A 10,598-nucleotide genomic window follows, 5' to 3' on the forward strand; every position below is an offset into this window, starting at 1 on the left:
ACTAACTGACATTGCGCTGAGTGCGACAAATGAGCTATTTGGGATCACTTACGATCAATTATATCGACTTCCTTACAGCAACACCGCAACCCCAGCAAATAATAATCAAATCATCATCGGGGATGTTTCTGATGGCACTCGATCGATATCCCTCAATGGATTAGGCTTCGATAATAACAATAATCTCTACGCAATCGGTGGTATCAATACTGCTGGCACGATCGGAACCACAAATGGGTTCTTCCAGCTCAATACTACAACTGGTCGCGCTACACTAATTAGTACTCTTGGAGGCTTAACTCCTAGTGCATTTACACTGGGCGGTGACGCTAGCGATATCGTATTTAACCCCAACCCTGTCAGTGCGAGCAATCCCGACGGCGGCAGATTTTTTGCGACCACCAGAAATGCTAATAGCGTTTTATTTTCGATTGGTTTAGATGGTTCGACTCGCGTTATCGGTAATACTGGCAAAGACAAAGTTGCTGGCTTGACGTTTGAAAACGGTAACTTATTTGGTTATACTGCCGATCGCAACCGGATTCAGCTCGATCTACTAACTGGTGCCACCACTTCTATTGTGTCATTACAAAGTGATGTTCTCAGTCCACGATTCGGTGAAGCTCTCAATATTGGTGGTGCCGCATCAACCATCTCTGCAACGGCAGTGCCCGAACCAAGTGCGATGGGCGGGTTTGCCTTTTTAGGCGTTTGTTTTGGTGCCCGGATGTTGCTCAAGCGCAAACAGCGACTCATCGTTGATGCTAACGATGCAGAATAGCATTTTTGCCTAATTATCTCGATCGTCATTGTATACTGCTGGCGATCGATCCTACCAAGCTACAAAATAGGCATGAGCGATCGTCTCATGTCTATTTTGCTTTAATCTACTAGGTTTTAGATACATTTAGAACGATCGCCATAGATGTATTCGAGTAGAAATCGATCGAGTTCACATAGCTTAGTAATTATAGTTACAAACTAGTGTTTATGCACTAAAATATTAAAGCAAAACTAAATCTATAACTTAGCGATTGCTTGGTGCAATTTCTAGGCGGGGCAGCATCCACAGTGGATGTCAGTTTTCCTCAACTTTACTTATTACCTAACCTATGAATAGCTGCATTTTAATGGCGGAGATTATCAAAAATCCCGAGCTACGCTACACTGCTGATAACCAGATGGCGGTAGCTGACATGTTCGTTCAGTTTTCGCCACCACCGGGTAGCCGTCCCGAGGAGCGACACCCGACAATTGAAGTTGTCGGCTGGGGCAATTTGGCAACAGAAATCAAAGAAAATTATAAAATTGGCGATCGTGTGACGATCGAGGGTCGTCTAGAAATGACGACAATGGAGCGGGATGGCTATAAGGAGAAACGTGCCAAATTAGTTGCCAGCCGCATCTATCGAATTACGGCTGTAGATACTCCTACCGCACCAATGGGTGCATCGGCATCTGTCGCCCCTAGTTCTCCCCCAGCCAGTACTAGAGCGACTACCACAGCCGCGCCTCGTGCTGAAGAACCACCAGCATTCGATGCAGACGATCTCGACAAAATTCCTTTCTAATCAATTCTTTGGCAGTTTAGCCATTGTCTCTGTGCTGCTAGATCCCCGACTTTTCTAAAAAGTCGGAGATCTTTTCGATCTAAGCGCACTCTTAAAAGAGATCGTCTTATCGATCGACTTTACAGCGAATCGATAAACACCTCATCCGTCCAACTACCGTGCAAGCCGTAGGGAATATGATGAGTCAGATGTAAAGTCGCGACTGCTCCTTTGGTGAGATCTGCGGCGTCGAGGATGACTACAGCAGATCGATCCTTCTTCCCATCATAAATCATCAAAATCAGCCAGCCATCGTCCTCCTGAGTGCCACCAGGACGCTGTACGAACACGGGTTCGTTGACATATCCGGTTGGGGCTGCCGTCCATAACTGTTGTGCGCCAGTTTCGCGATCCAATTTGAGGATGCTTTGAAGGGGTGCGTTGCCGTCGAGGGTTTGAGCGGCACCGAGATAGACGTAGCGATAGGGATTGCCAACGTTGGCGGGGTTAATGGTGGGGAATTCACAACAGCGGGGTTCGACGAGGTGACTAGTAGCACGATTGGTTGCTAGATCTAATTCAAATCGCCAAAATTGTCCTGGGGTGAGCGTCCCAAAATCGATCTCGCGGAAGTCTTTGTCGGGTTCGACTTCGGGAAAAGTTGCATAAGCAATTGAATCGATCGAGATCTTACCATTTTGCTCGAAGGCATTGGCATGGTGGAAGACAAATCCCGATTTAGTCTCCAGCGTCCGCATCTTTTCGCCACTATGCGGATTGCGGGGGATGACGATGATTTTTGTGGGTTTTTCGGGTTGGAATTTGACACATTCACCCGCACCTTTTAAGCCAAATAGGAAGGGAAAAGGATTGAAACCAACGGGATTTTGGAAGAAGATACAATAATTGGGCGTAATCGCAAAATCATGAATGAAGGCAAAGCCAGGAATGGTATGCGAATGCTCGACGACAACTTTACCATCGAGATCTAGTTCGTAGATGGTAATCCCTGTTAGCAGTCCAGTAGTATCAAATTTGCCCGCTTTTAATCCAAAGTTCACCATCCGCTCTTGTTTGGGATCGAATAGTGGATGCGCGGCAAAGGGATCGCCAGGTTTGAGGGTATTATTGAGATATTCTATTCCTAATGTGTCTAAAGTTTTGGGGTCTAATCGATGGGGTTCGGCTGCTTCCCACAGCGCGAGTAATTTACCACCCCAGTAGACGACTTGGGTATTGGCAATATTCTTGAGGTTGACATCAAAAGCGTTATTCAACCAGCCACCAGCTTTTTGGGTACCAAAGACACCACGATAGAGAAATTTACCAGCAGATTGTTCGGCTACATATGCCTCTGTTTTGACGAAGCGATTGCGAAAGTGAGCTTTACCATCTTTAAATGTAATCCGACAAATCATCCCATCGCCATCGAAAGGATGACGGACGGATTCATCATTGATATCTAATAATCCCGGCCCATTTCGGAATAAAGTCCCGGTTAATTCGGGGGGGATTTGTCCTTCAATTTCAGTTATTTGATAATCATATTCTTGCTTTTGCGATCGATATCCTTGTTTCCATTGCGCTAAATTATATGGACGTTCGGTAGCTTGAGTTTTCATGGGATGTGGAGGAGAAAATATTGAATTTAGGAATTAGCTTTCTGAATTCGTTTCGAGCAGTTCTGGTAACAGATCGGGGATAAAAGATCGATCGCCGATAACGCCTGCTTGTTGATGCTCGGCACTTCCAGGTGGAATCGCTCTGAGATTTGCTGGGGCTAGTTCTGGCTCATCATTTGGTAGCAGGTTGATGAAGGTCAAGGGGAGCATACTGCCAATGTTAGCGATTAAGACTAATAACCATAATTTATCAAAGTTAGTATCAGTAATGCCGAGGATGTGGGTGAGGATCGCACCACCTTCTTTGGAGACTAGTCCAGATAAATTCAGCACTGACATCAGCAAGGCAAATAACGTCGCTTCAATTCCGGGCGGACATAATCTAGCCGCTAATACCAGTACGGGCATAAAAGTTAATTGCCCCATCACTGTCAGGATCAAGCTATCACCCAGTGCAAACCAGTGGTCGTCGATGCCGAGCGATCGATTAGTATGAGTAACCAGTAGTAGTGCTGTCAAACCCAATATGGATGAAAATAAGGTCGTCCAAATAAAGATTTGCCGAAACGGGATGGTTTTTAAAAAGCGTTGGAATAACCAGACTCCGAGTAATGATGCCAAACTAGTTACCAGTCGCACTCGTCCCAGAAATTCGGGTGTAAAGCCCAACTCATTGGTGCTGAAGTAGAAAAATGCTGAATCGGCTGTCGGCGTACATTGCCAGATAAATAGGAATAGTGTTGGCATCCAGATCGCTTTTTGAGTCAATGCTTGCCACAATTGCTGCATTTGCTCTTTGACTATCGTCTGGCGATTGCCATCAGTGATGGTAATCGGTGTTTCGGCAATCCACAGCGCTGCTGCTGACACTAGCAGCGGAAAAGCTGCCGTAAATGCAAACACAGTGCGGGTACTAAAGTGCTGGAGGAGCAAGCCGCTAAAATAAGCAGTCAAAAGTCCACCAACGGCTGAGGCACCCCAGCATAAAGCTTGCAAAGAACCAGCCTTACCGACAGATTCATCTCTGGCGCGTTCGACAATCAGGGAATCGACAATCACGTCGCTAAATGCTACCGACAATGAGGTAATCGAGATCGCAATTGTCGCCGCAGCAGCGGTATGGACGAGATTTGCCAAACTCAACCATGCCCCGACACCGAGTAACCCCGATAAAATCAGGTATGGTCGCCGCCGATATCCAAAAATAGGCAAACCATCGGAAATAAAGCCAAACACGGGTTTAATTACCCACGGGAGGGCAGCTATGCCCATCAACGCCGCGACTTCGGCTGGCGATAATGCTAATTCGTCTTTGAGGAAAAAGCTTACCGCCAATCTGGAGATACCCAAAATACCCTGGACGGCATATACCATCAGGATTGCCAACAGTTCGGGACTCGGTTGGTGTCCGAACAGAATCTTGGTAAGTATCGAATTTGGCGGATCTTCTGCTGATGACTCGGAACGCTCGGTTAGCATTGTTAATAAATGTTACGCGATATCTAAGCTCTATGTTAACTCATCTTCACAAAGCGATCGGGGAAGCACACCAATTTGTTGAACTAGGGCGAGAGATGTCATTAGGGTAAAACGACAAGACAGCGCATCAAGACAGTGGTAAATTCCGAGGTCAACGCCGGATTCACGGTGGTCGGAAGGAATGGCGATCGTTATCGCTACGCGGACTAGGTGATTTGTATGAATGTAGGGTGTATTATCGCTCAAGCTTAACGCACCGAATATCTAAAATTAAATCGATCTCTCTAAATAAAGGTCTCTTGGCGGGAATTGGCTGCAAACAATCTTGCCGTAACTTATCTAATTTATCAAGTGCCAACTTTTGCACATCAGCCTCTGGCACCTGAGCGCGATCGAGCAAATCTTCGAGTAAACAACCAAATGCTCTTACCTCCAATCTTTCTAATGCTGCACCCACGATCGAATCGTTGAGATCGTAGCTAGAAGCCGCCCCAAAGTCCCCTAACAAACTATGATAGTCTCCTCCATTCACTAGGATATTGTGAGCGTATAAATCGCCGTGCATGATGCCCTGAGCGTGCAAATGTGCCGCTGCTGAACAAATCCCGATCGCGATCCGTAAAATTGCCGCTACCGAAAAAGATGTCCCATCAGCATAAGTATCTCTAGTGCAACTATCCAAGCTCGGCGGGTTGCCCAAATTTTGATAATCAGGTGAAATTAATGATAGTATCAAACCCGATCGATTGTCAGGCAACCCACCAATTTTACCCAATGCGCCGACCAAATGTGGATGTCCGCCAGCAGCCAAACAAGCATTCATTTCATCTGCTGGTGTACCATCACTCGTCATTGCCCCTTTGAAAATCTTGATGGCGACATCAGTTGGCGGCTGTGCTGGCGACTGCCACACACCCTGAGAAATAATCCCCGAAGCACCTTCACCCAAGGTATCCGCGAGAGTCAAATCTGCCCACGGAATGCTGGGTACAGTTGGCGATAAATTAGCCGTACAACACGGATTGCCAGCATAAGCCAACCACGACAGCCGAGGCAGGCTAAATAACCATGTTGGCAGAGATTCCAGCCGATTTGCTGCCAATCTAATCAGCTCCAAATTCTGACAAGCCGCCATCTCATCCGGTAGCGATCGCAATTGATTCCCCGCTAACATCAATTTTTGCAGCTTTTCAAGTCTCCCGATCGATTTGGGTAATTGCTCCAACTGGTTATCAGTCAGAATCAACCACCTAACGCCCAGCGGCAAGGCATTCTCGCCCAAAATCCTAATTTTGTTAGACTTGAAACCCACCATCGACAGGCTCTGGCAATCTGCCAATACTTCAGGGACTTCCTCAAAATCATTGTTACTCAGAAAGATAATTTTGAGCTTATGTAAGCGTCCCAGATCTGCAGGTAAGGAGCGTAAACGATTATCAGACAGGTTCAATATTTCCAGAGAATCTGCCAAATCAAAAATCTCGATCGGGAATTCCGTTAAACCCGCCGCTAAATCCAGCCGTTTAATCCCCTGCAATTGACCAGAGCGCAGCAAGTCGATCGTTTCCATGTGTTATCAATATTTAGATCTGTGAAAAGCGATCGAAAAATTTCGGCTCAGAACCCCGTAGCGATTGTAGCAAGTTTTGAGTAAGTCGAAGTTGGGCATTGACCATTGGTGCATTACGTTAAACTAGTAATAATGTCAGCTATGAAATAGTTTTATGTTGTCCGCCGAACAACTCACACAAGCAGCCTTATTATTACCCAGTGCCTCTAGAGCAAAACTTGCTGAAGAACTAGTGCAAAGCTTGGAATTCGATGTCGATCCAGCCATCCAAACAACCTGGACGAATACCGCCAAGCAACGCCGCGATGAGATTCGCAATGGTACCGTCCAAGCAATTGACGGACAGGACGCTCTAGATCGAGTCAGACAGCTCTTGGAATAATGAAATATGTCCTTCATCCAGCCGCCCTCACTGAATACGCAGAAGCGGTTCAGTACTATGCCCAAAATCGGACACAATTGGCACAAGCATTTATTGATGCAGTAGAAAACACCATCTATCGAATTCGCGAATCGCCTACCAGCTACCAAACTATCGATGAAGATGTCCGTCGATGTATGACTCGAAAATTTCCAGACGGCATCCTGTACACAGTCGAAGAAGATGAAATCCTTATCTTAGCCATCATGCACTATAGTCGCGAACCAAATTATTGGAAAAACCGGAGAATCAACACAGATTAGATCTGAAAGCATAAGAATGGAATCGATATTGGTATGTTATGTCTAATACAAGTCCCTTAAATATCCTTCAGCGAGGTGTTGCAGAATGGAATCTATGGAGAGAGCAACAATTTAAATTTGCTCCCGATCTTAGAGGTGTAGATTTGAGCGATCGTTACCTCAGTCGTATTGATTTCAGGAATGCTAATCTTAGTGGTGCAAATCTGAGTAATACTTACCTTAATCGAGCTAATCTTAGTGGTGCAAATCTTAGTAATGCTAATCTCAGAAATGTAAATCTCAGTCATAGTTATCTGAATGGTGCAAATCTGAGCAAAGTAGATCTTAGCAGAAGTCAATTAGAAGATACCAAGCTTACTCACTCTAAACTAATTTATGCCAATCTGACTGAAACTAAACTTGATAATGCAGATTTTAGTCATACTAATCTCACTAATGCTAATCTTAATAGTACTCAGGCTCTAGGCACTAACTTTACAAGCGCAATCTTTACCGGAGCCTGTCTAGAAAATTGGAATATTAACAAATATACTAATCTAGATAAAATTATCTGTAACTACGTTTACCTAAAAAACAACCAACAGAAACGTTACCCCATTGATGGTAACTTTGAAGCTGGATGCTTTGCCCGTTTCTTTCAACAGACCGTTGAAACCTTAGATTTAATCTTTTCAGATGGGATAGACTGGAAATCTTTTTCTATTGTATTTCAAAAAATTAATACATCTTTAAAATCAAAAGCTACAGGTGGGAAAAATCAATTAGACGTTTGTGCTATTGAAAAACGAAGTGATGGCAACTTTGTAATTCGTCTAAATATATTTAAGACGCTCGATAGAGCAGAAATTGAAGCAAAATTTCAAATACTGTATGAAAAACAACTTAAAATCCAGATTGAAGAATATCGCCAACAACTGCAATTTAACGATTCTGATGTTCAACATTATTTCCAACAGAGTGCCAATCTTAGTAATATAGTACACGTATTACAACAAGTATTGCCAAACTCCTGAATCAAGTATCGATCGATTGGCGATCGCGTGTAATCCGTCAACATCGATCGAGTATCTGCAAAGATTAAGTCAAGATGCTCACAATCTGGTTAGAGATATCGCAAGTCAGATAGTACTAGATTAGTTAACCGTTAGTATCTAGCCAAGCGGTTAAATCTTCCATTCCAGCAAAGTCTAACAGAGCCTCACCTAGATCTTCTAGTCTTTCTAAAGGTAGGGATTTGATCTGTTCCTGAATCTGTAGTGATACATCTCCAATTCGACGATTCAGTTGACGCAAAATCAAAGTTTCTTCTCGGCGTTCGCCAAGTTTTCTACCCCGATCTTCGGCTGCTTGGATCTCGGCTAGATATAAAGGTGATAATTGCATAATCAGCTCCTGATCTTCTGTTTTGCGACTTTTTTGGGCTTCTAAAATGATTCTGAGGTTTCCAAATAGCTTGAGCGCATCTGTACGATATGGACTATCGACAGGTAAGCCAGCTACTTCGGAGATTGCCTGTTGTTGGACTTTACCTTTGCCCAATAACCGAAACCATAATGTGTCTGGAATCGATGGTAATTGGTGAATAACGATAATCCCCGTCTTCTGCAATGGTGACAATAAGTACACCCCATCTCCCCAACTTACTTCATTTATAGCACCAAAACCCGTTAATGTTGGTGCGGCTAATGTGGGGGTGAGAATCCACAGGATCGGAAGTTCGGCATCGGTAAGCTTGCGTCCATCTTTTTTAGCTTGTCGAACTGTTTCTCGATGCAAATCGTAAAGTTTGGACATACAACTCCGAATCTCGGCGGTGCTGACGGGGTTTCGGAATGGTTCAAATACGGCGGGTTGCGCCGCACATCGAGCGAGGAGTCCGAGGTCGGAGATTCTGGTAGGATCGTTATTAGGGTTAAAGTAGACATCGATCTCTCTTACTTCACTATCGATAGTGAGAGCGGTTGTTACTTGTCCGCCTGGAGCCAGCAGCGACTCCAGTAAGTTTTTCGCGAATTGGTCGTGAGGAAATTGGGTCATGCGTGGAACTAGTTTTCGCCTAAGTGCTACCTAAAATGCCTACGATTGAAATCGTGGCTATTGTTGCAAAGTCCGCCTACGCGGACTAAATTATCTAGTAGTTAATGCGTAGGGTGGACATTACCTGCCAGTCACCAATTTTGATTCGTAATTGATTGTGATTGAAACTTTAGCAATAAACTTAGCTATCCTTTTTCTATTATGGATAGTAATCAAATCAATTCAGCTATTGTCAAATCTTGAGGGCTTTTTGTCAGTGGAGTTAATTGAGTTTTTGTTCAAACCGAGGAGATTACCATTCGACGAATCGGATGATTTTATTACTTTAAAGACTCAGATAAATGATATTGAAGTCCTTCTAAATGCTTTGCAAGAACTAGGATTATCAGCTCAAGCCGATGCTAAGGTAAGGGGGTACTATGAATCGAAGAATGCGAACGTAGTTGCCGTGCTTATAGGGGATTGTGACATTGGCTGGGTTGAAAATATCAACAATAGTGATGGAACCTTTGACTTAATTGTCGATCTTTGGGGTGTGGGCAAGTATTATCACAATCCTGAGTCACTGATAGCAAGCATCAACCAGAAATATCATGAGCTTAAAGCAATAAAGGATGGTTTGTCTTAGTTTGACAATTATAAATATTGACAGATAATTGAATTCGATCGATAGCTAAATGTGGGCAGTGCCCACCCTACAAAAATAGAGTTTTAAAATGGTTGCGACACCTGTAAAAAATCTTACTTTAGAGAGATTTCTGGCTCTTCCAGAAACTAAACCTGCGAGTGAGTATATTGATGGAAAGATAGTTCAAAAGCCGATGCCTCAAGGAAAACATAGTTTGTTGAGGATGAAATTACTTACATTCATTAATTCAAAGTTAATGGAAACAAAGATCGCGATCGCATTCCCAGAGCTAAGATGTACTTTCGGAGGGAGATCGATTGTTCCTGATGTAGTTGTCTTAAAGAATGAAAACATTCCAAAAGATGATGATGGCGAGGTTGCCAATGTGGTGACAACTGCACCTGACTGGGTAATTGAAATATTATCTCCAGATCAAAGTACGACTAAAGTAATTAAGAATATTCTTCATTGTTTAGATCATGGTACTGAAGTAGGCTGGTTAATCGATCCTGCGGAGAAGATGATATTAGTTTATCAACCCGATCGACAAGTACAAGTAGTAGATATACTTGAAAATGAGTTAATTGTGCCTGAATTCGCTCGCTCTATTAAACTGAATGCTGGAGATATTTTTAACTGGCTAAAGCTAGACTAATCTTTCTCTGCGTTCTCTGCGCCTCTGCGGTTTAATAAATACCATCTATACTAAGCACTAAATTTAAAATGATTAATCCTAACAGTCCAGTAATATTATCAGTTAAAAATCTCACCGCCGAAGTCGATGGTACGCCCATTCTCAAGGGCTTGAATATAGAAATCAAAGCTGGCGAAATCCATGCCATCATGGGGCCAAATGGCTCTGGAAAGAGTACATTATCGAAAGTACTAGCGGGACATCCCGCATATACAGTCACAGGCGGAGAAGTCATCTACAAAGGTGAAAACCTATTTGACTTAGAACCCCAAGATAGGGCGAGAAATACACCCGATCTCGCCCTATCTTGGGGTTCTAAGTCAAATAGGTTTTC

At 43.7% G+C, this 10,598-nt stretch carries 12 protein-coding genes; 8 read left to right on the plus strand and 4 right to left on the minus strand.

What is annotated here, in order from left to right:
• Together RMO35_RS19720 and RMO35_RS19725 are read left to right on the plus strand one after the other, a co-directional pair.
• The coding region (locus RMO35_RS19720) for a hypothetical protein (RefSeq protein WP_309743427.1) at window positions 1–781 on the plus strand (781 nt) is incomplete at its 5' end.
• A 331-nt stretch (window positions 782–1,112) separates the two neighbouring features.
• Window positions 1,113–1,571 carry a single-stranded DNA-binding protein gene (locus RMO35_RS19725; protein WP_309743429.1) on the plus strand — a complete coding sequence of 153 codons (459 nt, stop codon included), beginning with the start codon at window positions 1,113–1,115 and terminating at the stop codon, window positions 1,569–1,571.
• Between the two features lie 119 nt (window positions 1,572–1,690).
• On the opposite strand, the gene RMO35_RS19730 is transcribed toward RMO35_RS19725, so the two are convergent.
• The 3 genes from RMO35_RS19730 to RMO35_RS19740 all read right to left on the minus strand — a co-directional run bounded on the left by RMO35_RS19730 (window position 1,691) and on the right by RMO35_RS19740 (window position 6,221).
• Window positions 1,691–3,172, minus strand: a complete 1,482-nt coding sequence (locus RMO35_RS19730) for a carotenoid oxygenase family protein (RefSeq protein ID WP_309743431.1) — start codon at window positions 3,170–3,172, stop codon at window positions 1,691–1,693.
• Between the two features lie 33 nt (window positions 3,173–3,205).
• Complete coding sequence (locus RMO35_RS19735) at window positions 3,206–4,651, minus strand: folate/biopterin family MFS transporter (protein ID WP_309743433.1); 1,446 nt, start codon at window positions 4,649–4,651, stop codon at window positions 3,206–3,208.
• Between the two features lie 235 nt (window positions 4,652–4,886).
• Window positions 4,887–6,221 (minus strand): leucine-rich repeat-containing protein kinase family protein, encoded by a 1,335-nt coding sequence (locus tag RMO35_RS19740; protein WP_309743435.1) that lies wholly within the window; start codon window positions 6,219–6,221, stop codon window positions 4,887–4,889.
• Between the two features lie 154 nt (window positions 6,222–6,375).
• On the opposite strand from RMO35_RS19740, the gene RMO35_RS19745 reads away from it, so the two are divergent.
• Genes RMO35_RS19745 through RMO35_RS19755 form a run of 3 tightly spaced genes read left to right on the plus strand, consistent with a single transcriptional unit; the run spans window position 6,376 to window position 7,918 of the window.
• Window positions 6,376–6,603 (plus strand): addiction module protein, encoded by a 228-nt coding sequence (locus tag RMO35_RS19745; RefSeq protein ID WP_309743437.1) that lies wholly within the window; start codon window positions 6,376–6,378, stop codon window positions 6,601–6,603.
• A complete protein-coding gene (locus RMO35_RS19750) occupies window positions 6,603–6,905 on the plus strand; it encodes a type II toxin-antitoxin system RelE/ParE family toxin (protein ID WP_309743439.1) in 303 nt (100 codons plus the stop codon). Before RMO35_RS19745 ends, RMO35_RS19750 begins: the two co-directional genes overlap by 1 nt.
• Before the next feature lie 38 nt (window positions 6,906–6,943).
• On the plus strand, window positions 6,944–7,918 hold the full coding sequence (locus RMO35_RS19755; RefSeq protein WP_309743442.1) for a pentapeptide repeat-containing protein: 975 nt from the start codon (window positions 6,944–6,946) through the stop codon (window positions 7,916–7,918).
• A gap of 124 nt (window positions 7,919–8,042) precedes the next feature.
• Here RMO35_RS19755 and RMO35_RS19760 read toward each other — a convergent pair whose 3' ends face one another.
• Complete coding sequence (locus tag RMO35_RS19760; RefSeq protein WP_309743444.1) at window positions 8,043–8,942, minus strand: DUF4351 domain-containing protein; 900 nt, start codon at window positions 8,940–8,942, stop codon at window positions 8,043–8,045.
• A 274-nt stretch (window positions 8,943–9,216) separates the two neighbouring features.
• Between RMO35_RS19760 and RMO35_RS19765 the strand changes: the two genes are divergently transcribed.
• The 3 genes from RMO35_RS19765 to RMO35_RS19775 form a co-directional block, all read left to right on the plus strand.
• Window positions 9,217–9,570 (plus strand): DUF1257 domain-containing protein, encoded by a 354-nt coding sequence (locus RMO35_RS19765; RefSeq protein ID WP_396135700.1) that lies wholly within the window; start codon window positions 9,217–9,219, stop codon window positions 9,568–9,570.
• Between the two features lie 88 nt (window positions 9,571–9,658).
• Window positions 9,659–10,225, plus strand: a complete 567-nt coding sequence (locus RMO35_RS19770) for a Uma2 family endonuclease (RefSeq protein ID WP_309743448.1) — start codon at window positions 9,659–9,661, stop codon at window positions 10,223–10,225.
• Between the two features lie 68 nt (window positions 10,226–10,293).
• A partial coding sequence (locus RMO35_RS19775; RefSeq protein WP_309743451.1) for an ATP-binding cassette domain-containing protein occupies window positions 10,294–10,598 on the plus strand: 305 nt, incomplete at its 3' end.

It is taken from the genome of Chamaesiphon sp. OTE_20_metabat_361 (genome assembly GCF_031364565.1).

Excerpts from the sequence above, each read along its gene's own strand:
- RMO35_RS19725 (WP_309743429.1), top strand. The coding sequence starts at position 1,113 with ATGAATAGCTGCATTTTAATGGCGGAGATTATCAAAAATCCCGAGCTA.
- RMO35_RS19730 (WP_309743431.1), bottom strand. The coding sequence starts at position 3,172 with ATGAAAACTCAAGCTACCGAACGTCCATATAATTTAGCGCAATGGAAA.
- RMO35_RS19735 (WP_309743433.1), bottom strand. The coding sequence starts at position 4,651 with ATGCTAACCGAGCGTTCCGAGTCATCAGCAGAAGATCCGCCAAATTCG.
- RMO35_RS19740 (WP_309743435.1), bottom strand. The coding sequence starts at position 6,221 with ATGGAAACGATCGACTTGCTGCGCTCTGGTCAATTGCAGGGGATTAAA.
- RMO35_RS19745 (WP_309743437.1), top strand. The coding sequence starts at position 6,376 with ATGTTGTCCGCCGAACAACTCACACAAGCAGCCTTATTATTACCCAGT.
- RMO35_RS19750 (WP_309743439.1), top strand. The coding sequence starts at position 6,603 with ATGAAATATGTCCTTCATCCAGCCGCCCTCACTGAATACGCAGAAGCG.
- RMO35_RS19755 (WP_309743442.1), top strand. The coding sequence starts at position 6,944 with ATGTCTAATACAAGTCCCTTAAATATCCTTCAGCGAGGTGTTGCAGAA.
- RMO35_RS19760 (WP_309743444.1), bottom strand. The coding sequence starts at position 8,942 with ATGACCCAATTTCCTCACGACCAATTCGCGAAAAACTTACTGGAGTCG.
- RMO35_RS19770 (WP_309743448.1), top strand. The coding sequence starts at position 9,659 with ATGGTTGCGACACCTGTAAAAAATCTTACTTTAGAGAGATTTCTGGCT.